At 74.1% G+C, this 21041-nt stretch carries 21 protein-coding genes and 1 other RNA gene; 3 read left to right on the top strand and 19 right to left on the bottom strand.

Annotated features, from left to right (window positions below):
- Positions 1-14: 14 nt before the first annotated feature.
- From AC0I8G_RS16385 to AC0I8G_RS16295, 19 genes are all read right to left on the bottom strand, one after another.
- Positions 15-602: a YqgE/AlgH family protein gene (locus AC0I8G_RS16385; RefSeq protein WP_471730883.1), complete on the bottom strand. Its 588-nt coding sequence runs from the start codon at positions 600-602 to the stop codon at positions 15-17.
- Positions 603-617: 15 nt separating this feature from the next.
- Positions 618-1730, bottom strand: coding sequence for an NADH:flavin oxidoreductase/NADH oxidase (locus tag AC0I8G_RS16380; RefSeq protein ID WP_471730882.1), 1113 nt, complete (start codon positions 1728-1730; stop codon positions 618-620).
- Between the two features lie 16 nt (positions 1731-1746).
- A complete protein-coding gene (locus tag AC0I8G_RS16375) occupies positions 1747-2598 on the bottom strand; it encodes a sensor domain-containing diguanylate cyclase (RefSeq protein WP_471730881.1) in 852 nt (283 codons plus the stop codon).
- 138 nt (positions 2599-2736) lie between these two features.
- Positions 2737-4101: an FtsX-like permease family protein gene (locus AC0I8G_RS16370; RefSeq protein WP_471730880.1), complete on the bottom strand. Its 1365-nt coding sequence runs from the start codon at positions 4099-4101 to the stop codon at positions 2737-2739.
- Positions 4098-4787 (bottom strand): ABC transporter ATP-binding protein, encoded by a 690-nt coding sequence (locus AC0I8G_RS16365; RefSeq protein ID WP_471730879.1) that lies wholly within the window; start codon positions 4785-4787, stop codon positions 4098-4100. The genes AC0I8G_RS16370 and AC0I8G_RS16365 overlap by 4 nt, the downstream gene beginning before the upstream one ends.
- Positions 4788-4932: 145 nt before the next feature.
- Positions 4933-5298: a transfer-messenger RNA gene (gene ssrA / locus AC0I8G_RS16360) on the bottom strand.
- Between the two features lie 85 nt (positions 5299-5383).
- Entirely contained in the window at positions 5384-7144 is a 1761-nt protein-coding gene (locus AC0I8G_RS16355) for a DUF2207 domain-containing protein (RefSeq protein WP_471730878.1), read from the bottom strand.
- Positions 7145-7196: 52 nt separating this feature from the next.
- Positions 7197-7667, bottom strand: coding sequence for an SsrA-binding protein SmpB (gene smpB / locus AC0I8G_RS16350; protein WP_380157933.1), 471 nt, complete (start codon positions 7665-7667; stop codon positions 7197-7199).
- A gap of 117 nt (positions 7668-7784) precedes the next feature.
- Complete coding sequence (ftsX, locus tag AC0I8G_RS16345; RefSeq protein ID WP_471730877.1) at positions 7785-8690, bottom strand: permease-like cell division protein FtsX; 906 nt, start codon at positions 8688-8690, stop codon at positions 7785-7787.
- Positions 8690-9379, bottom strand: coding sequence for a cell division ATP-binding protein FtsE (gene ftsE, locus AC0I8G_RS16340; protein WP_328295006.1), 690 nt, complete (start codon positions 9377-9379; stop codon positions 8690-8692). Before ftsE ends, ftsX begins: the two co-directional genes overlap by 1 nt.
- Before the next feature lie 113 nt (positions 9380-9492).
- Positions 9493-10599 (bottom strand): peptide chain release factor 2, encoded by a 1107-nt coding sequence (gene prfB, locus AC0I8G_RS16335; RefSeq protein WP_471730876.1) that lies wholly within the window; start codon positions 10597-10599, stop codon positions 9493-9495.
- Between the two features lie 37 nt (positions 10600-10636).
- A complete protein-coding gene (locus tag AC0I8G_RS16330; protein ID WP_471730875.1) occupies positions 10637-11299 on the bottom strand; it encodes an SDR family NAD(P)-dependent oxidoreductase in 663 nt (220 codons plus the stop codon).
- A gap of 18 nt (positions 11300-11317) precedes the next feature.
- Positions 11318-11749 carry a pilus assembly protein TadG-related protein gene (locus AC0I8G_RS16325; RefSeq protein ID WP_471730874.1) on the bottom strand — a complete coding sequence of 144 codons (432 nt, stop codon included), beginning with the start codon at positions 11747-11749 and terminating at the stop codon, positions 11318-11320.
- Complete coding sequence (locus AC0I8G_RS16320) at positions 11746-12159, bottom strand: TadE/TadG family type IV pilus assembly protein (RefSeq protein WP_471730873.1); 414 nt, start codon at positions 12157-12159, stop codon at positions 11746-11748. Before AC0I8G_RS16320 ends, AC0I8G_RS16325 begins: the two co-directional genes overlap by 4 nt.
- Positions 12156-12509: a pilus assembly protein gene (locus AC0I8G_RS16315; protein WP_471730872.1), complete on the bottom strand. Its 354-nt coding sequence runs from the start codon at positions 12507-12509 to the stop codon at positions 12156-12158. The genes AC0I8G_RS16320 and AC0I8G_RS16315 overlap by 4 nt, the downstream gene beginning before the upstream one ends.
- Before the next feature lie 20 nt (positions 12510-12529).
- The gene (locus tag AC0I8G_RS16310; protein ID WP_380261541.1) at positions 12530-12727 is read right to left on the bottom strand and encodes a hypothetical protein; all 198 of its coding nucleotides are present in this window, start codon (positions 12725-12727) and stop codon (positions 12530-12532) included.
- Positions 12728-12812: 85 nt separating this feature from the next.
- Positions 12813-13715, bottom strand: a complete 903-nt coding sequence (locus AC0I8G_RS16305) for a type II secretion system F family protein (RefSeq protein WP_471730871.1) — start codon at positions 13713-13715, stop codon at positions 12813-12815.
- Complete coding sequence (locus tag AC0I8G_RS16300) at positions 13712-14566, bottom strand: type II secretion system F family protein (RefSeq protein ID WP_471730870.1); 855 nt, start codon at positions 14564-14566, stop codon at positions 13712-13714. Before AC0I8G_RS16300 ends, AC0I8G_RS16305 begins: the two co-directional genes overlap by 4 nt.
- Positions 14566-15783, bottom strand: coding sequence for a CpaF family protein (locus AC0I8G_RS16295; protein WP_471730986.1), 1218 nt, complete (start codon positions 15781-15783; stop codon positions 14566-14568). The genes AC0I8G_RS16300 and AC0I8G_RS16295 overlap by 1 nt, the downstream gene beginning before the upstream one ends.
- A gap of 168 nt (positions 15784-15951) precedes the next feature.
- Here AC0I8G_RS16295 and AC0I8G_RS16290 point away from each other — a divergent pair, with 168 nt between their 5' ends.
- From AC0I8G_RS16290 to AC0I8G_RS16280, 3 genes are all read left to right on the top strand, one after another.
- Positions 15952-19980, top strand: a complete 4029-nt coding sequence (locus AC0I8G_RS16290) for an FtsK/SpoIIIE domain-containing protein (protein WP_471730869.1) — start codon at positions 15952-15954, stop codon at positions 19978-19980.
- On the top strand, positions 19977-20495 hold the full coding sequence (locus AC0I8G_RS16285) for a GNAT family N-acetyltransferase (RefSeq protein ID WP_471730868.1): 519 nt from the start codon (positions 19977-19979) through the stop codon (positions 20493-20495). Before AC0I8G_RS16290 ends, AC0I8G_RS16285 begins: the two co-directional genes overlap by 4 nt.
- 112 nt (positions 20496-20607) lie before the next feature.
- Complete coding sequence (locus AC0I8G_RS16280; RefSeq protein ID WP_328296269.1) at positions 20608-21027, top strand: ATP-binding protein; 420 nt, start codon at positions 20608-20610, stop codon at positions 21025-21027.
- Positions 21028-21041 lie beyond the last annotated feature (14 nt).

Raw genomic sequence — 21041 nt, 5'->3', positions numbered from 1 at the left:
CGACGGGGGGCCGTTCAGTTCATGGAGACGTCGTCGGGGAAGCTGGCCACGAGGGCCAGGTCACCCCCCTGACGGCGCAGCACCTGCGCCCACAGGTCGTGCGGGGTGTCGCTGAAGGCGTCCCGGGCCTCGGCGGGCAGGACGAACCAGGCCCCCTCGGCGATCTCCGTCTCCAGCTGCGAGGCGCTCCAGCCGGAGTACCCGGCGAAGATCCGCAGCCCGGACAGCTCCGCGACGACGGCCTCGGGGGGCGTGTCGAGGTCGACGAGGCCCACCGAGCCCAGCCCGACGGAACCGAAGACGCGACGGACCCCGAGCGGGTCGGGTCGGTCCCCGGGCACGGAGACGAGCCCCAGGGCGGAGTCCAGCGCCACCGGACCACCCTGGAAGAGCTTCCCCGGGGCCGTCGCGAAGGGCTGCCAGCCGGGCAGGACGCTGTCCACGTCGACGTCCAGCGGCCGGTTCACGACGACGCCCAGCGCGCCGTCCTCGTCGTGGTTGAGCACGAGGACGACGGCGCGGGCGAAGTTCTCGTCGGTCAGCGCGGGGGTCGCGAGCAGCAGCCGTCCGGCCAGGGTCGACGACGGGATCGCGCTGCTCACCTCCCCATCATGTCCTCACACCCGCGGCTGCACGAAGGGAACGGCCGCCCGCGTGGCGCGGACGTACTGCGGCGGCCACGCGACCGCCTCCGGCGCGTGCAGCGCCTGAGCGGCGCGCTGCGGCCAGCGCGGGTCGGCGAGCAGGGGGCGGGCCAGGAAGACGGCGTCGGCGTCACCGCTGACGAGCAGCTGCTCGGCCTGGGCCGGTTCGAGGATGAGACCGACGGCGGCGACGGGGGCCCCCGTCTCGCGGCGGATCCGGGCCGCGTTGGGCACCTGGTAGCCGGGACCGACGGGGATCTGCTGCTCCGGGGCGTTCCCGCCGGAGCTGGCGTCGATCAGGTCGGCCCCGTGGGCGAGGAGTTCCCGGGTCAGTTCCACGGACTCCGCGACGTCCCAGCCGCCCGGCACCCAGTCGGAGGTGGAGAGGCGGACCAGGACCGGCTTCTCCTGCGGCCACACCGCCCGGACGGCGTCGAGGACCTCGAGCAGCAGCCGCGACCGGCCGGCGAGGTCACCGCCGTAGGCGTCGGTGCGGTGGTTGGAGACCGGCGAGAGGAACTGGTGCAGCAGGTAGCCGTGGGCGGCGTGCAGCTCGACGACGTCGAAGCCCGCGGCGTCGGCGCGGCGGGCGGCGTCGGCGAAGCCCGTCACGACGCGGGCGATGCCGTCGAGGTCGAGTTCGGCGGGGGTCGCGTACCCGCCGAACGCGAGCGCGCTCGGGCCGACGGTCTCCCAGCCGCCGTCGGCGGGCGGGACGCTGCCCTGCTGCTCGGCCCAGGGCCGGTAGGTGCTGGCCTTGCGGCCGGCGTGGGCGAGCTGGACACCGATCGCGACGCCCTGGGAGTGGACGAAGTCGACGATGCGGGTCCAGCCCCGCGCCTGCTCCTCGTTCCACAACCCGGCGTCCTGCGGGCTGATCCGGCCCTCGGGGACGACGGCCGCGGCCTCGGTGAGGACGAGCGCGGCGCCGCCGACGGCCAGGCCCCCGAGGTGGACGAGGTGCCAGTCGGTGGGGACGCCCGGCGCCCGTTCGGCGTCGCAGGAGTACTGGCACATCGGTGAGACCCAGATGCGGTTCGCGAACGTCGTGCCGCGCAGGGTGAGGGGTTCCAGCAGTTTGGCCACGAGGGGGAAACTACCCTCAGCGGGGGCGGCGCTTGTCCTCGTACATGTGCCGGTCCGCGCGGGCCAGCACCTCGGCCGTGGACTCGCCGAGGTCGTCGACGACGAGGCCGACGCTGCAGGACACCGCGATCACCGTGCCGTCGGGCAGCGGCACCGGGACGTCGGCGACGGCTTCGCGCAGGCGCCGGGTCAGGGCCTGCGGTTCGACGTCCAGCGAGCTCTCGACGAGGACGATGAACTCGTCACCGCCGAACCGGGCGACGGTGTCCTCCCCGCGCGAGGCCCCGGTGAGCCGTTCCGCGATGCGCACCAGGGCGTGGTCACCGACGAGGTGGCCGTGGACGTCGTTGAGCTGCTTGAGGTCGTCGACGTCGCAGAACGCGACGACCGGGGCGTGCCCCGTGCGGCGGGCGCGGGAACGGGCCAGGGCCCAGCGGTCCTCCAGCAGGCCACGGTTGGGCAGACCGGTGAGGCGGTCGTGGGTCGCGCGGTGGGTGAGGTCGCGGGTGCGCGCGACGTGCTGGCTGACGTCCCAGCAGGACAGGCTCAGCCCACCGGAACCGTCGGCGGGGCCCAGCAGCACCTCGACCGTCACCGTCTCGCCGTCGGGGCGCACGAACCGCCACTCGAAGGCCGTCTGCTCGCCCGGCACCCCGTGCTCGAGCGCCTCGAGCACCTCGGTGACGTCGTCGCGGTGGACGAGGTCGGCCAGCGCCAGCCCCGTCGCCTCCTCGGCCCCCGAGCGGCCCAGGAGGTCGGCGGCGGCGGGGTTCGCCCACGTCGTGAGCCACCCGTCCTCGCCCGGAGCGACGAGGAGCGTGGCCAGCGGAGAGTCCTCCACGAGGCGCCGGTAGTCGGCGTCCTGCACAGCTCCCCCTCGGTCCGGCCGGCTCCGGAGGAGTCGGTGTCAGCCGACCGTACGAGTTCGAACGGCGTGTCTCGCAGCCCGATCCGAAAGACCCCCGACCTGGCGCACACCGCGCGACGCTGCGTTCTGACGAATCACTCAGCGAGACGGGATTCCCACCGGATCGCCCTGCGCGGCGGCGACGACGAGCGGCCGACTGGCCCTCGCCGCACCCAGGACGAGACCGGCACCGGCCACCGCGCAGCCCACGAACCACAGCACACCCGTCGGCGCCGCCGACAGCAGACCGATCACCGGGGAGACGATCAGCAGCGCCAGCGCGGCCGCTCCGCCCATCGTGACCACGAGCGGGATCCACGTCTCCCGGGACCGCGCGGCGTGCAGGACGGCGACGTCGGTCCCCGCCAGGTGCAGCGTCCGGTAGCGACCGCGGGAGTCCAGCACCCGCGACGCCTGGGTCACGCCCGTCGACACGGCCGCGAGGACCGCGGCGATGACGAGGGTCACGGCCGCCCCGGTGCCGATGTCACCCAGCAGCTGCGCGTCCTCCTCACCGGGCGACCCGGCGGTCAACCCCGGGGTCACGCTGAGGCACCCCGCGACGAACGTGACCAGCGAGATGCCCCCCACGCTGCGCCAGGTGCTCTTCGGGTCCTCGCTCATCCGCCGCGCGGCCAGCAGCGTCGGGACCGTCCGGGCCCGGGCACCGAGGACCCGGCCGAGCACGGAGACGAGCAGCGGCCCGACGAGGTTGAAGACCGCGAACGCACCGGCCAGGAAGCCGACCAGGACCAGCGCCCCGACCACCACACCGGCCCCGAACACCACGCTGCCCGCGTTGAAGGCGGCGACGAAACCCGCCCCCAGCACCAGCACCGGGACGACCCGCACCCAGCTCAGACCCTTCTGCGGCAGGCGTTGCGCCACCCCGAGCGGCGTGATCGCGACCCGTCGCAGACTGACCGCGGAGGACACCAGCGCGACGAGCAGGACCGCCGCGACGGTCGCCAGCACCGGCCACGGGCCCAGCCGCAGCTCGGCGACGTCGAAGGCGCGGCCCTGGAACCTCAACCGGGCGAGCGCCGGCACCGTCACCACGTCGAGCACCACCCCGAGGACCGCCCCCGCCACGGCCTGCACGGCCGCGTCCAGGAGGGCCATCGCACCGATCTGCGTGCTCGTCGCCCCCGCGAGGCGCAACCGGGCCAGCCGCTCGTCGCGCCGGGCGACCGTGAGGCGGGCCGCGGCCGCACCGAGGGTCGCCGTCGGCACCAGCAGCAGCGCGACGGAGACCCAGGAGAGCAGGGGGTAGACCTGCGCGTCGGAGTCCGCCCCGGCGCTCGCGGCCCGGGCCGCGAAGGCCTGCACCCCGCCGGCGACGGTGAGCACCGACCACGTCGTCACGGCGAAGGCGGTGACGGCCAGCGTCGTCGGCAACCGGTCGCGCGGGGTGCCGTGGGTGTGACGGGCCAGCGACCACCAGATCGCCAGGGTGGCGTTCACGCCCGGACCCCGGTCGGGGCGCGGAACTCGCTGACGACGTGACCGTCGCGCATGGCCAGCGTCCGGTCGCACCAGCGGGCGACCCCGGCGTCGTGGGTGACGACGACCAGGGCCGCGCCGGTGGCGCGGGTGGCGGAGGTCAGCAGCTCGAGGACCTCCCGACCCGTGGCCTGGTCGAGCGCGCCGGTGGGTTCGTCGGCGAAGACGACGCTGGGCGAGCCGACCAGGGCCCGCGCGATCGCGACGCGCTGCGCCTGTCCCCCGGAGAGCTCGCCCGGTCGCCGGTGCTCCATCCCCGCCAGTCCCAGCTTCGCCAGGAGCTCCCGCGCGCGGGCCGTGGCGGCAGCGCGGGACTGCCCGGCGAGCATGAGCGGTAGCGCCGTGTTCTCGTCGGCCGGCAGTTCGGAGAGCAGCTGACCGGACTGGAAGACGAAACCGAAGTCGTTGCGCCGCAACACGGTGCGTGTGGCGTCCGACATGGATCCGAGATCGCGTCCGGCCAGTTCGACGGCCCCGGAGGTGGGGCGCAGGATCCCGGCGAGGACGTGCAGCAACGTGGTCTTGCCCGACCCCGAAGGTCCCATCACGGCGAGCGACTCCCCGGCGGGGAGGGTGACGTCGACGTCGTCGAGGGCGCGGGTGGTCCCGTAGGTCATGACGAGACCGCGGGCGGTGAGGATGTCCATGCCTCGAGCCTGTCGATCCGCTGTGGCTCGCGCGTCGGAGCGGGGACGGAGTTCCCGGACGCCGGGTCAGCCCTGGGGCCTACGCCTGGCCCGGGAACGCGAGAGCGCCCCGACCGGACCAGCCGGTGGGGCGCTCTCGTGGTGCTGGTGGAGATGGCGGGAATCGAACCCGCGTCCGATAGCGTGAAACCAGGGCTTCTCCGGGTGCATCCTGTTCAGCGGTCTGCTCGGCCCCGATGCTCATACAGGCATGTCACCGCCGGGCCCAGCCGCGTTGATTGTCCCTCTCACCTACGCGACCTCGGTGAGAGGTGAGCCCCCTAGCTGATGCCAGGACCCGGGGCGGGAGCACACCCGGGCTGACAGAGTCACACTCGCTCAGGCGGCGAGGGCGAACTCGGTGCGCTTGGAATCGGCACCTATTGGTTTGCATGGATCGTTGACGAGATGACCATGCATCCTCGACCCGCTTCCCCTGGCTCGACGTCCACCGTCGAAACCTGTCATCCCCATGTTCAGTTGTGCGCCTAGCCTACCCCTCAACGGCCGCCCCGTCGCCCACATTCCCCTCGCCGCCTGCGCGGTCACCTGCCCGGTCACCAGGACCCGCCGCCACCGCCACCGGCCCCTCCCCCGGTGAACCCACCGCCGCCGCCGAACGAGCCGGAGCTCGCCGTGGCGGGGGGTGCGGCGCTGAGGGCGTCGGTGGTGCTGGCGGAGAAGCCGCCCATCGTCCCGGCGAAGAGGGCGACGTTGAAGGTCGACCCCTCGTGGGCCCGCCCGGAGTACCAGCCGGGGGCGGGCAGGGGTGCGTCGGCCGCCTGCAGGGCGCGGGCCCCGGCGACCCAGGCGTCGGTGGCGTCGAGGGCGACGGCGTAGGGCACGAGCCGGGCGAAGCGGTGCGGGGTACCGCCGTCGGCGAGCGCGTCGGCGTCGCCGTAGCGGGCGAGGGTGGCGGCGAACTCGCCGGCCTGCCGGCGGATCTCGCGTCCCCGAGCGGTCAGCGGGCTGGGTGCGGCTCCGGCGAACCCGGCGACGAGGGCGAGGAGTCCGACGACGGTGACGGCGACACCGATGAGGGCGTGGGTCGTCCAGAGCGCCAGGACCAGGGTCAGTGCGCCGCCGGCGAGGGCCACCAGGACGCTGCGCAGCGCCCACCGGCGCAGCACGTTCCGCGGGCGGTCGGTGAACAGGCCGCGGGCGACGGCGTCGTCCTCGAGCAGGTCCTTCGTCAGCCCGGTCCCGGCCCGGGCGGTGGTGCGGACCGCGGACAGCGAGGTGTCGTCGCCCTCGGCGAAGACGGTGTCCAGCAGCCGTCGTTCGGCCGGGGCGAGCGGGTCGGGGTTGTCGGTGCGGGTGAGGTCCCAGTCGACGACGGACCCGTCGGGGGCGGTGACCTCCTCCAGACGCAGGTGTCCGCGCTGGGCGAGGTCGAGCAGGGTGGCGACGACGTCGACGGTGTGCGCACCACCGTGCACGACGGTCCCGAGCACCCCGGGCGGGACGTCGGTGACCCCGACGGCCCCCTTCGGACCGGCCGTCGCGGGTCGGCGTCGCCGGGCCAGCGCGATCCCCCCGGCTCCGAGGGCGAGGACACCTGCGGCGGCGCCCAGGGTCGGGCCGTCGGCGGTGAAGGCGCGCGCCGGGCTGAAGGTGTCGACGAGCAGCGGGTCGGCGGGGTACAGGGATCCGATGGGTAGCGCGGCGGCGATCGTGACCCCTCGCTCGGGGCCCAGCCCGGTGGCGGCGAACGTGGCGCCGGTGGCGGTGGCGGCGGCGGAGCACCGGTCGGTGCTGCCCTCCTCGCCCTGGAAGCACCGGGGGTCGGTGACGGCGGCGGGGGCCTCGAGGGTGACGTCGACGCGGTCGATCGGGACCTGCCAGCCGGTGCCGACGACGTCGTAGGCGAGCTGCAGTCCCCCGTCGACGCGGTCGACGACGGCGGGGACGGTGTAGGTGAGGACGTAGGTCTCCCGGCCCGTGACGTCGTTCGCGGCGGGGTCGCCGATGCGGACGTCGAGGAAGCCGTCGTCGGTCTCGGTGCTCACCCGGGTGGCGGCCCCGGTCGGACTGGTGACCTGCAGGTCGCGCACGGGGTAGCGGCGGTCGTGGGTCTGGTCGTGCGGAGCCTGGACGGGGAGGAAGCGTTCCAGGCCGTGGTGGCCCTCGCGGCCGAAGTCGTAGCTGATCTCCTCGCGAACGGCGACGGACCCGTCGGCGCCGACCGTGAGCCGGGCCGCGTAGGAGTCGACGCGCTCGTCGTCGGAGGGACCGTCGGCCGAGGCCGCGGTGGCCAGCGGCCCCAGGACCAGGGCCGCTGCCCCGAGGCCGGCGAGCAACGTGGTCGTGGTGCGCATGGACCGATGACAGCGCTCACGGGCCGGGCGCGCATCCGCAGTTCGTCGAACGTCAGCGGTTCTTGCGCTCCGACATCGCGCGGTCGGCTTCGCGCCGGTCCTGGCGTTCGCGCAGGGTCTGGCGCTTGTCGTAGTTCTTCTTGCCCCGAGCCAGCCCGATCTCGACCTTGACCTTGCCGTCGTTGAAGTAGAGCGCCAACGGCACGATCGTCAGTCCGGACTCGCGGACCTTCCCGGCCCAGCGCTCGATCTCCTCGCGGTGCAGGAGGAGCTTCCGCTTGCGTCGCGGGGTGTGGTTGGTCCACGTGCCCTGGACGTACTCGGGGATGTGGACCCCTTCGAGCCACATCTCACCGCGGTCGATGTGGGCGAAGCCGTCCACCAGGGACGCCCGCCCCATCCGCAGCGCCTTGACCTCGGTGCCCATCAGGCTGACGCCCGCCTCGTAGACGTCGTCGATGAAGTAGTCGTGGCGCGCCTTGCGGTTGCTGGCGATCACCTTGCGACCGGTCTCGCGCGGCACGTGGTCCTCCAGGTCCTGCTGTGGTGCTCGATCTCGGACCTTCGAGTCTAGGCGGCGTGCGCCGGGTCCCGCACCGCAGTTCCGTCCTGTCCCGTTCTGTCCCGTTCTGGTGGACGCTCAGACCTTCAGCCAGCGGCGCAGGCTGAACAGCGAGGCGATGACGGCGAACACCACGCCGACGGCGACGATGATCGGTCCCGTCTCGGTGAGCACGTCGTGGGTCGAGATGAGCCGCGTCGTGAACCCCGGCCGCGACTGCAGCCTCGAGACCCCGAAGTTGACCATCGCCCACAGCGCCCCGGAGGCGAGGACGCCACCGACGAGGCTCGCGACGACCCCCTCGAGGACGAACGGCAACTGGATGAGGGCCCGCGAGGCACCCACCAGGCGCATGATCGTCGTCTCGCGACGGCGGCTGAACGCGGTGAGCCGGATGGTCGTGGAGACGAGCATCATCGAGCAGATCAGCATGAGCGCGGCCAGCCCGAGCGAGACGCGCGTCGCGGTGTCGAGCACCGTGAACAGCGGCTGCAGGATGGCGCGCTGGTCGGGGATCTCCTCGACCCCCGCGTAGTCCTGGTACTCGGCGGTGAGCTCGAGGTAGCGCGACGGTTCCTTGAGCTTCACGCGGAAGGACTCGGGGAGCTGGTCGGCGGTGACGTTGTCGGACAGGCCCGGCGCCGTCGTCTCCTTGAAGTTCTGGTACGCCTCCTGCTTCGACTCGTAGTAGACCCGCTCGACCAGCGGGTCCGCGGTCAGCGCGTCCCGCAGGGCGTTGCGCTGGGTGTCGCTGACGGCACCGCCGGGGCAGCTCGTGGCGAGGGACTCGTCCCCGCACAGGAAGATCGAGACCTGGACGCGGTCGTACCACTCGCCCTTGAGGGTCCCCGCCTGCTTCTGCACGAGCAGACCGGTCCCGAAGAAGAACAACGACACCATCGTGACGAGCACGACGGAGAGCGTCATCGTGAAGTTGCGGCGCAACCCGGTGAACATCTCACCGAGGACGAAACCGATCCGCATCAGCGACCCGATCCGTAGACGCCGCGGTCCTCGTCGCGCACGACACGACCGTCGCGGAGCTCGACGACGCGCTTGCGCATCTGGTCGACGATGTCGTCGTCGTGCGTGGCCATGACGATCGTGGTCCCCGTGCGGTTGATCCGGTCGAGCAGCTTCATGATCCCGACGCTGGTCTCGGGGTCGAGGTTCCCGGTGGGTTCGTCGGCCAGCAGCAGCGAGGGCCGGTTGACGAACGCGCGCGCGATGGCGACGCGCTGCTGCTCACCCCCGGAGAGCTCGTGCGGACGGCGCTTCTCCTTGCCGGCCAGCCCGACGAGACCGAGGGTCTCGGGGACGGTCTGGGCGATGACGTGACGCGGCTTGCCGAGCACCTGCAGGGCGAAGGCGACGTTCTCGTAGACGGACTTGTCGGCGAGGAGGCGGAAGTCCTGGAAGACGACCCCGATCTGGCGACGCAGGGCCGGCACCTTCCAGGAACGCAACCGGCCGACGTCACGACCGGCGACCTGGACGGACCCGCTGCTGGCGCGCTCCTCCTTGAGGACCAGGCGCAGGAAGGTCGACTTCCCCGACCCGGACGGACCGACGAGGAAGACGAAGTCGCCCTTGTCGATCTGGAGGGTCACCTCCGCGAGCGCGGGGCGGTGCCCCTCGCCGTAGACCTTGCTGACGTGCTCGAAGGTGATCACTCGTGGGGGTGGTCAGTCTCGGGGACAGGGAGAACTGGTGCTGCTCTGACCACCACCACCATACGGTCCGCCCACTGTGGGTGAGCGCAAGACTCCCTGCGGGTGATCTTCGGTCAGGCCTGCTCGACCTGTTTGCGCCAGCGGATGCCCGCGTCGAGGAAGCTGTCGATCTCGCCGTCGAAGACGTTGGAGGTGTTGCCGACCTCGTAGTTCGTCCGCAGGTCCTTGACCATCTGGTACGGGTGCAGGACGTAGGAGCGCATCTGGTTGCCCCACGAGCCGGAGTCGTCGCCCTTGAGCGCGTCGAGCTCGGCCTGGCGGTCCTTGCGGGCCTTCTCCAGAAGCTTGGCCTGCAGGACGCGCATGGCGGCGGCCTTGTTCTGCAGCTGCGACTTCTCGTTCTGGCAGGTCACGACGATGCCGGTCGGGAGGTGGGTGAGGCGCACCGCGGAGTCGGTCGTGTTGACGGACTGACCACCGGGACCCGAGGAGCGGTAGACGTCGACGCGGACCTCGTTCTCGTTGACGTCGACGTGGTCGGTCTCGGCCACGACGGGCAGGACCTCGACGCCGGCGAAGGACGTCTGGCGACGGCCCTGGTTGTCGAAGGGCGAGATCCGCACGAGGCGGTGGGTGCCCTGCTCCACGGACAACGTGCCGTAGGCGTAGGGCGCGGCGACCTTGAAGGTGGCCGACTTGATGCCCGCCTCCTCGGCGTAGGAGGTGTCGTAGACCTCGCTCTTGTAGCCGCGACGTTCCGCCCAGCGCAGGTACATCCGCATGAGCATCTCGGCGAAGTCGGCGGCGTCGACGCCACCGGCCTCGGAGCGGATCGTGACGATGGCCTCACGGTTGTCGTACTCCCCCGACAGCAGGGTGCGGACCTCGAGCTGCGCCAGCTGCGCCTTCACCGCCTCCAGCTCGGTCTCGGCCTCGACGAGGGAGTCGGCGTCGTCCTCGTCCTCGGAGAGCTCGACGAGCACCTCGAGGTCGTCGATGCGACCGCCCATCTTCTCGATGCGGTCGAGCTCGGCCTGCACGGCGGAGAGGCGGCTGGTGACGGTCTGGGCGTGCTCGGGGTCGTCCCACAGGCTCGGTGCGGCGGCCTCGTCGTTGAGGTCGGCCAGCTCCTTGCGCAGCGCTTCGAGGTCCGACACCTCGCGGATGGACGCGTACGTCGTGCGCAGGGCGGAGATCTCAGCGGGGAAGTCGATGGCCACGACCGACGAGTCTACGTCGGGGCACCCGGCCCGCCCTTCACGCGAACGCCGCGGAGGGCAGGTCGCGCTCGTCCTCGACGATGGCGCGCACGATCCGCTCCGCCACCGCCTCCGGGTCCAGGCCCGTCGGCAGCCGCGGTGCGGTCCCGGCGACGGGACGCTGCGCCAGGCCCGTCTCGGTGTGCGGGGGGCGCACGTCGATCACCCGCACCTCGCGCCGGACCTCCCGGGCCAGCGCCTGGGTGAAGGAGCTGAGCGCCGCCTTCGCCGCGGAGTACGCGGCCATCCCCGGCTGCGGCCGTTCGGCCACGACCGCGGAGACGACGACGGCGAAGCCCCCCGTCGTGATCTGCGGGACGGCCGCGCGCAGCAGCCGGATCGGCCCGAGGGTGTCGGCGAGGAACAGCTCGTCGAGGAGCTCGTCGTCGGCCTCCACCCCCGGACCGAAGGCGACGACCCCGGCCGCGTGGACCAGGCCGTCGAGGCCGCCGAGGTGGTTGACGGCCTCCGCGACGAGGCGTTCCGGCTCCCCCGGCAGGCGCAGGTCGGCGGCCACGGCGTGGGCCCCCTCGAGCGTCGAGACGTCCCGCCCGCTGAGGACCACCCGCGCCCCGGCCCGGGTCAGGAGGCGCACGATCGGCCGCCCCAGACCACCGCCGGCACCCGTGACGAGGATCCGTGCGTCCTTGAGTTCGCTCACGCTGTGACGCTGACACGTTCAGCGCAGGTCGGCGACCGCACGTGACGTGGCCCGCAGCCGGATCCCGGCCGCGAACTCCTCGGGGACGAAGGCGACGAACAGCGGCCGGACGTCGACGTCCAGGACCACGACCGCCGTGCGCCCGTCCGGGGTTCCCGTGCCTTCGGCCACGACGACACCGGCGAGGTCGGCGTGGGCGGCGACGTAGTCGGCCGCGCTGTCCCGGACCGAGGCGTCGGAGAGCAGCAGACCGCCGCCGCCCGTGTAGTAGGCCGCGTCGTCGAGGGCGTCGGCCGCGTCGGCCGCCGCCGCGTCGGCCACCGCGTAGAGACGTTTGCGCTGCAGGTGCACCGCCGAGGCGGACACCACGACCAGCACGAGGACCATCGCGAGCAGGCCGAAGGCCAGCGACAGCAGCGCGATCCGCCCCTCGTCGTCCCGCCGGTTCACGAGGCGAACCGGTCGACGACGGCGACCCGGCGCACCTCCACCGGGACGTGCGCCGGGACGGCCCCGCCCAGGAATCCCGGGACGAAGGGCAGGTCGACGTCGATCCGCACCGTCGCGACGATCTCCGCCTCCGGTGAACGGCACGGGTCCGCCGCGCACTCCAGCACCAGCGTCCCCGGCGGGGTCGCGAACCCCTGGTCGGCCAGCGCGAGGGCCACCGACGTCTCGGCGAGGGTCTCCCCGTCGGCCGTGGTCGCGAGCACACGCGACGCCTCCCGCGCCCCGGACTCGGCGGCGAACGTCGCCGCCTGGACCCGGCCGAGGGTGAGGACCAGGTAGGCGATGGGCACGAGCAGGAGCACGCCCACGACGAGGAACTCCACCGCCGCGCTGCCCTCGTCGCGGGTCACCGCGCGCCCTCCAGGACCGCGTGGCCCTCGAGGTGCATCCCCCGGCCGACGCCGAACAGGCCGATCACGGGCAGCGGCGCGTCCACGTCGACCTGCACGACGCGCAGCCCGCCGAGGTCGACGACGTCCGCCGCGACGTGGTCGGCGAAGCGGGGCGAGAGCGACGCGGTCAGGAGTTCCCGGCTGCGCCGTGCGCCGAGTTCCGGGGTGTTGCCCCGCAGAGCGCCGAACCGGGCCCCCTCCCCCGCGCAGTCCGCGGCCGTGGCCCGGACGTGCTGCACGACGGCGAGCTGCACGACGGCCGCGAACAGCAGCGCCAGCAACCCCGCGACGGCCGCGAACTCCGCCACGGCGGAACCCTCGTCCTTCCTCACAGCTGCCCGACGACGGCGTCCATCGCCTGGGTGAACACCGCCTCCAGCCGGGGGCCGGCGACGGCCCACAACCCGACGACCAGCCCGGCCGTCATGATCGTGACCAGCACCCAGCCGGGGACGTCGCCCCGGTCGTCGGAGTTCTCCCGGGCGTTCGCCAGGGCACGGGCGATCCAGGTGCGCACGCGGCGCAGGTCGAGCGTCGACACGGACGGTCTCCAGTTCCTCGGTGTTCAGGGGTTTCGACAGGGGTTCCGACAGGGGGTTTCGAGAGGGGTCTCAGCCGAGCTGCAGCTGGGCCAGGCCGGGGTAGACCGCGAAGAGCACGGTGACGGGCAGGACGCCGAAGACGACGGGAACCATCATCTGGACCTCCTTGCGACCGCCGCTCTCGACGAGTCGGCGTCGCTCGGCCTCGCGGGCGTCGCCCGCCTGGGCGCGCAGCACCTCGGCCAACGGGCTGCCCGCCTCGACGGCCACGGCGATCCCGTCGACGAACCGGGTGAAGGGCGCGACGCCCCACCGCCCGGCGAGGTCCAGCAGCGCGTCCAGCAGCGGCGTCCCGGTGCGGACCCGGCCCAGGCTGTGCCGCAGGTGCGCGCACAACGGGCCGTTCCCGGCCGCGACACGCTCGAGCGCACCGGCGACGTTCTCCCCCGCCCCCACGGACAGGGCGAGCAGTTCCGCGACGTCGGGCAGGTCCGCCGCGATCTCCGCCCGCCGGACCCGGACGCGACGGGCCAGGAGTTCCCCCCGGGCCAGGGCGCCGGCGAACCCACCCGCCACCACGAACGCCACGACCGTGACCGGGGTCGACCCGCCGGCCAGGAACCCCGCAGGCACCGCCGACACGACCCCGGCGACCGAGAAGAGGACCTGTTCCGCGCGGTGCTGGGCGACCGCGGCCTCCAGCCCGGACGCACCGCCGGAAGCAGGGTCGAGGGACGGGTCCAGGACCGCCAGTCGCTCGGCGACCACCCGCCCCGACCCCAACCGCGCACCCACCGCGGACCCGATGCCGCGCAACGGATCGGCCCACCACGACGCCCGCTGGGCCTGGGCTGCACCGAGGTAGGGGCCGACACGGGCCTCGATCCCCGGCGAACGGTTCCACGGCGCGGCGTGCAGGAGCACGAGGAAACCCGTCCCGGCCAGCAGCCCGAGCAGGATCCCGACGTTCACGACAGCACCCGTCGCGTCGTGGGCAGGCGGCCCAGGCGGGACATCGCCGCGTAGGAACCCGCGGAGACGACCGTTCCCACCAGCAGCACCAGGGCCCCGGCCGAGGAGTCGAAGGCCTCCAGGGTTCCCGGGCGGGTGGCCAGCAGCGCCAGGACGATCCACGGAGCGGCGACGGCGAGCCGCGCCGCCGACACCGTCCAGCTCTGACGGGCCAGGAGTTCACCGCGGGTGCGCTGGTCCTCGCGCAAGTAGCCGGACAACGTCCGCAGCGTGGTGCCGAGGTCGCTGCCGCCGACCTGCCGCGTCATCCGCAGGGTGGCGGCGAGCCGGTCGAACACCGGGTCGGCGAGTTCCTCCTGCAACCGGCGGAGTTCGGTGTCGAAGGCACCGCTGGCGCGGTGGCCGGCGGCGAAGCGCGCGAAGGCCGGTCGCAGCGACTGCGGCCCCCGGCTCGCGAGACCGCAGACGGCCTCGGGCAGGGACGACCCCGCCCGCACCGCCGAGGCGAGGGTGTCGACGACGTCCGGCCACTGCGCGGCGGTGTCCTCGCGGCGTCGCCGGACGCGCTGCCGCAGACCGAGCACGGGCAGGGCGGCGGCGGCGCACCCCGCGGCGGCGCCGAGGACGAGGACCCCGCTCGTCCCGGTCACCACCACCGCGCCCAGCACCCCCGCGAGCAGGCACGCCGCGGGCAGCACGGGGACGGGAACCTCCCGCCACCCCGCGGCGTCCAGGAGTTCGCGGACGCGGGAGGCGCGGCGGGCAGCGGCGCGGGGCGGCCGTTCCCAGCAGGCCCACCACGCGCAGAACAACCCGACGCCGAACACCACGCCGACGCCGACGCCGTCCATCAGGACCCACCCGCCAGCAACGCCGTCAGGTCGAAACCCGCGCGCACGAACCGGTCGCGGTGCGGCGGCCACCCCGTCCCCCGGACGAGGGCACCGTCACGGGTGACGAAGACCTCCGCGGTCTCGACGACGCCACCCTCGGTGCGACCCGTGACGGCCAGGACCTCCCGCACCCGCCGCCGCCCGTCGACGTCGAGTTCCGCGTGCACGACGAGGTCGAGGCTCGCCGCCACCGCGGGAACGACGAAACCGCTCGTCACGTTCTCCCCGGCCAGCAGCGGCAACGTGCACATCTTGGCGACGGCGTCGGCGGCGGAGTTCGCGTGGATCGTCGCGGCCCCCGGCAGGCCGCTGTTCAGCGCGATGAGCAGGTCGAGGCTCTCGGCCTGGCGCACCTCCCCCACGACGAGCCGGTCCGGGCGCATCCGCAACGCCTCCTTCACCAGGCGCCGCAGCGGGATCTCCCCACGCCCCTCGAGGTTCGGCTGGCGGCACTGCATCGCGACGACGTCGCGCGCAGCGAGTTGCAGTTCGAAGACCTCCTCGCAGGTGACGACCCGCTGGTTCGCCGGCACCGCGCTGAGCAGGCAGTTCAGGAGCGTCGTCTTGCCGGCCTGGGTCGCGCCGGAGACCAGGAGGTTCAACCCGGAGGTGACGGCCGCGGCGAGGAACGCGGCGGCCGGGGCCGTCAGCGAACCGAGGGTCACCAGGTCGTCGAGGCGACGGGCCCGGGCGACGAACCGCCGCACGTTCACCGCCCAGTGCCGACGGGTGACGTCGGGGATGACGACGTGGACCCGGGAACCGTCGGGCAGCGCGGCGTCGACGAACGGGCTCGAGAGGTCCACCCGACGGCCGGTGCTGGCCAGCATCCGCTCGACGAGTTCGGCGACGGTGTCCTCGTCGAGGATGGTGGTCGTGAGTTCGGAGACCCCGCCGCGGGCCACGAACACCTTCCCGGGTTCGTTGATCCAGATCTCCTCGACCTCGGGGTCGTCGAAGTAGCGCTGCAGCGGGCCGAAACCCGACACCGCGGCCACCACCGCACGCACGGCCTGGTCGCGGTCGTCGAGGCCCGGCAGGGAACCGTCGAGGGAACGCAGGTCGTAGTCGAGCACGACGCCGTCGACGAGGGCCCGGAGTTCCGCGGGGTCGCCGCGGAAACTGCCCGCCGCGATCCGGCGGCGCACCAGCGTGCGCACCTCGTCCTCGACCATCCGCACCGCGTCCACGTCCACCCCCTGGTTCTCGGTCCCCGGTTCTCGTCCGGAGACGGTAGGGCAGCAGGGCCGTGTGGCGTTCGGGTGATGTGGACAACTCCCGGTACGACCCTCGGCCCTGTGGACGACGGCCGCGTCCCGCGGACGGCGTGCCACGATCCCGGCGTGCCGTTCCGGATGACCGTCCTGGGCGCCGACGTGGAGATCGACCCCCCGGTCGAGGATCCCGACGGTGTCACGCTGGCGGCTGCCCGCGAACTCCTCGAACCCCTGACCGGCCCCTGGCCCTCGGGGTGGGAGGAGGAGTGGCGGGTGGACGGGGAACTCGTCGCCGGCGCGGTCCTCGGCCGACCGCCGCTGGTGGCCGGGGTCCGGGTTCCCGCCGTCGACGAGGCCCACCAGGTCGGCGGGGCGGAACTCGCGCTGCACGTCGTCGCCGGACCCGAGGCCGGTCGGACGTCGGGCCTGGGAACCGGCACCCACCGCGTGGGTCGCCGCGGGGAACCGGGGACCGCACTCGGTCTCGACGACCCCTCGGTGTCGCGCGTCCACGCGGAACTCATCGTGCACGACGACGGAACCGTGACGGTGCGCGACACCGGCTCGCTCAACGGAACCGCGTTGATCCATGCGAACGACCGGGAGACCCTGCGCGGCTCCCGTCGGGTGCCGTTGCCCGTCCGCCTGGCGCTCGGTGGTTCCGTGCTCGAACTCGCCCCGACCCCGGTGCGTCCCGCGGGGGTCCGTGCCGACGGTCAGGGCCGCCTCCGGCTGAACCGGCCGCCGCGACTGCTCCCGCCGGCGCCCAGCCACGTGCTGCGCTGGCCCGCGGGAGCGCCGAGCGCAGAGGCCCCGGAACTCCCCGTCCTCGCCCTGCTGGTGCCCTTGGCCCTCGCGGGTGTCCTGGCGCTGCTCTGGAGCCCGCTGTCCCTGCTGCTGGGCCTGGCCTCCCCCGTGCTCGTCGGTGGGCAGTGGTGGACCCAGCGCCGTCGGCACACGGCCACCACCCGCCGTCGGGCCGTGGAACTGCGGGCCGCCCGGGAACTGGTCGCCGCCACCCGCCGCTCGGCGCTCACCGCCGAGCACGACCGGGCCCACGAGTTCGCTCCGGACGCGGCGAGGCTGCTGGCCGAGGTCCTCGGCCGCGGCGAGGGCCTGTTCGCGCGTTCGCCGGAGCACCCCGACCACCTGCACGTCCGGTTCGGGCTCGGCGACCGCCCGTCCGAAGCGGTCGAGGTGCGCGGGGAACGCCCCGACGCCGAGGTGCCGGAGGTGCTGCTGCGCGACGTCCCGGTGGGGGTCGCGCTCACCGCGGGGCCGCTCGGGCTGGCCGGACCCCGTCCCGCCCTGCTGCGCACGGCCCGGTTCGTGATCGGCCAGCTCGCGGGGTGGCACTCGCCGGCGACCCTGCGCCTCGCCGTGGCCGGGTCCCCGGAGGACTGGTCGTGGAGCACCTGGCTGCCGCACCTGCTCACCCCCGACCTCGACCTCGACGCCGCTCACGTCCTCGCCACCGCTGCGCGCGAGCTGGCCCAGCGCCGGGCCGGCACGCGGGGCGGTCGGGAGCAGTGGCGCGGCGGGAACCACCTGGTGCTCGTGCTCGACGACGCGCCCCGGTGGCGGCCGGACCCGCGACTGGCCGACCTGCTCGTCGACGGGCCCCGGCACGGCGTGCACGTGGTCTGCCTGGCCGACGACGTCTCCGAGCTGCCCGCGGAGTGCCGTTCCGTCGTCGACCTCGCAGCGACCCCGGCCCGGCTCGTCACCGGTGCCGGGTCGAGCCGCTTCCGTCCCGACGGGGTGGGCGTGGACTGGTCGGAGCGGCTGGCCCGCGGGCTGGCGCCCCTGCGCGACGCCGGGACGACGGCGGGTACCGCGACCCCCGGTGACGTGCGGCTCACCGACCTCCTGGGTCCCGCGAGCGCGGAGCACCTCGCCCGGTCCTGGCGGGAGGTGGTCCCCGGACTCCCGGTGGTCCTCGGCGTGGGCGGGCAGGGTGTCTGCCGGGTCGACCTCGCCGCGGACGGTCCGCACACGCTCGTCGCCGGCACGACGGGCGCGGGCAAGTCCGTGCTGCTGCGGACCCTCGTCGCCGGGTTGTGCGCGGGCTCACCGCCCGAAGCCGTCCAGCTGGTCCTCGTCGACTACAAGGGTGGGGCGGCGTTCGGGGACTGCGTGCGGTTGCCGCACGTCGCCGGGGTCGTCACCGACCTCGACGACCAGCTCGCCGCACGGGTGCTGCGCAGCCTGCGCGCCGAGGTCCGCCGCCGCGAGGAGGTCCTGGCCGCCGCGGGCGTCGCCGACGTGCGCGACCTGGCGCCGGGACGACTCCCGCGCCTGGTCGTCGTCGTCGACGAGTTCCGGGTGCTGAGCCAGGAGCTGCCCGACTTCGTCGACGGTCTCGTGCGGTTGGCCGCCGTCGGTCGGTCGCTGGGCATCCACCTGGTCCTGGCGACCCAGCGGCCCGCGGGGGTGGTCAGCCCGGAGATCCGGGCGAACACCAACCTGCGGATCGCTCTGCGCGTGCAGGACCGGGCCGACGCCGAGGACGTCGTGGGCGATCCGTCCCCGGCCTCCTTCAGCGACCGGGTCCCCGGGCTAGCCGTCCTGCGACGGGGCAGCGAAGGGCTGGAGACGTTCCAGACCGCGCGGCTGTCGGGTCCGCGCCCCCGCGTGGGCCTGCAGGTCCGGACCCCGGGGACGGTGCAGGCGGGCGAGGAGGTCGACGACCTCCCCGGCCTGGTGAACGCGGTCCGCACGGCCGCCGCCGACCGGACGGTGCCCGCCTCCCCCTGGCTGGCGCCGCTGCCAGACGTCCTGGGCTCCGACGACGTCCCGCCCTCCGGTGGGAGCGTCCTGACCTGGGGGCGGCTCGACCTGCCGGACAGCCAGCGTCAGGAGAGCGCCGGCTGGGACCTCGCGGCCGGGGACCACCTGCTCGTCGTCGGCGGGATCCGTTCGGGCCGCACGACGCTGCTGCGGCGCCTGGTCACGGCGGCCGGTCGCGGCAGGGCCGCGGATCCCCTGGAGGTGCACGTGCTGGACGCCGGCGGCGGGTTCGCCCACCTCGCCGGCCGGGGTCGGATCGGGTCGGTGGTGGGCCCGAGCGAGGTGTGGCGGGCCGGGCGGTTGCTGCTGCGGCTGCAGGGGGAGGTCGAGCGGCGGCGGGCGTCGGGCTGGGCCGGTGAGCCGTTCCTGCTGCTCGCCGTCGACGGCTGGGAGGCCTGGGTGAACGCCCTCGGCGCGGCGGACCCGGCCGCCGGTCCGGAGGCGCTGCTGCGGCTGCTGCGGGAGGCCTCCGGCGTCGGCGTCCGGATCGTCGTGGGCGCGGACCGGCAGGCGCTGACGGGTCCCGTGGCGGGCACCTGCGGTCAGGTCGTGCTGCTGCGCCTGCCGGACCGCAGCGACGCCGCGCTGCTCGGTCTGCGCGCTGCCGAGGTGCCGCGGCAGGCCCCACCGGGGCGGGGTCTGCTGGTCGTCGACGGTCGCGCGCAGGAGGTGCAGGTCGCCCTGCCCTTCGCACCGGGTGCGGTCGGCGGGCGCGACGCGGTGGCCCCGCTCCCCGCGGTGGTGCGCCTCGACGACGTCGGCGTGGGCGGCCGGGACGGGCTCCCGTTGGGGCGTGGCGGTGACGACGCCGACGTGGTGCGGGTCGACCCGCGGAGGGCCGTCCTGGTCTGCGGTCCACCGGGCAGCGGACGCACGTCCGCACTGCGGGCGCTGGCCGGGGCCGAGACCGTCGCGGGCGGCACGGTGTGCTGGGCTCGTGAGGTCGACACGGAGGCTCTCGGCGCCGCTCTCGCGGGAGGCGCCCTCGTCCTGGTCGACGACGTCTCCCGACCCCTGCCGCCGGCGTCGGAGGACGTGCTGGTGGCCGCCCTGGCCCGCGACGGCAGGGCACGGGTGGTGCTCGCGGGGGACGGCGCGGAGGTGGCCGGGGCCTTCCGCGGCCTGGCCGCCGTGGCACGGACGGCCGCCCGGACCACGGTGCTGCTGGGCCGCGGCGGGACGGTGCCCGCGGAGGTCGTCTCGCGGCGCCCGGTCGTGGCTCCCGGGCCGGGCGTGGGAGCGGGCTTCGTGGTGCGTGACGGGCAGTGGACGAGCGTGCGCGTCGCCACCCCCGTCGAGCACCTGGACGAGGGCCCCGAGGTGGGCCCGGAACGCCGTGACGGTTGCCTTACGGTGAGTGGGTGAGTGACGCCTCCCCCACCGCTTTCACCCTCCGCACCGCCGTCCCCGCCGACGGCGCGAGCATCGCCGACATGGTCCGCGAGCTCGCCGAGTACGAGAAGGAGCCGGAGGCCGCGACAGCGCGGGCCGAGGACTTCGCCCGCGCGCTCGAGCCGGGGACGGGGATCGGCTGCGTGCTGGCCGAGGTGGAGGTCGACGGCGTCGTCCAGGTCGCCGGGATGGCCCTCTGGTACACGACGTTCTCGACCTGGCTGGGCCGGCAGGGGATGTGGCTGGAGGACCTGTTCGTCCGGCCCGAGCACCGACGGTCCGGGATCGGTCGGGCGTTCTTCGGCGAGCTGGGACGCATCTGCACCGACCGCGGCCTCGGGCGCCTGGAGTTCTGGGTGCTGGACTGGAACACCCCGGCCCACGGCTTCTACCGGACGCTCGGGGCGACCCCCGAGGAGGACTGGACCGTGTGGCGCCTCGACGGGGACCGGCTGGACGCGTTGGCGACCGCCTCTGACCGGAAGTGACCCACAGTGCGCGGCGGTCTACGGTGAGCATCTGCCAAGCTGCTGTGTGCGACACCCGCACCCGGCCCCGAGAGGACGTCAACCCGTGTCCACCCCCACGACCGGAGACCCGGTGAGCACCCCGGACCCGGACGCAGCGACCGATCTGGTGGAACTGCGGGTACCGGCGGACCCGGCCTACCTGACCGTGGTCCGCACGGCGAGCGCCGGCCTGGCCGCGCGGCTCGACCTGACCCTCGACGAGATCGAGGACCTGCGCATCGCCGTGGACGAGGCCTGCACCCTGCTCCTGGGCTCCGCCCCCGACGACGAGGAACTGGTCGCGACCTTCCGGCTCGGCGAGGGCAGCCTCGAGGTCGAGGTCCGCGGCCCGGCCCGGGAACTGCCCGAGCGTTCCAGCTTCGCCTGGGCCGTGCTGGAGGCCCTGGTCGGCGAGGTCTTCACCGGAACGTCCTCCACCGGGGCCTGGATCGTGTTGCGGCACAGCAAGACCAGTGGCGCCCAGGCGAGCCTGGCGGCGGGGGTCGGGTGAACCGGACGCCGCCG

This window comes from Kineococcus sp. AC630 (genome assembly GCF_979255925.1).
This window is presented reverse-complemented; position numbering and strand designations above follow the sequence as displayed.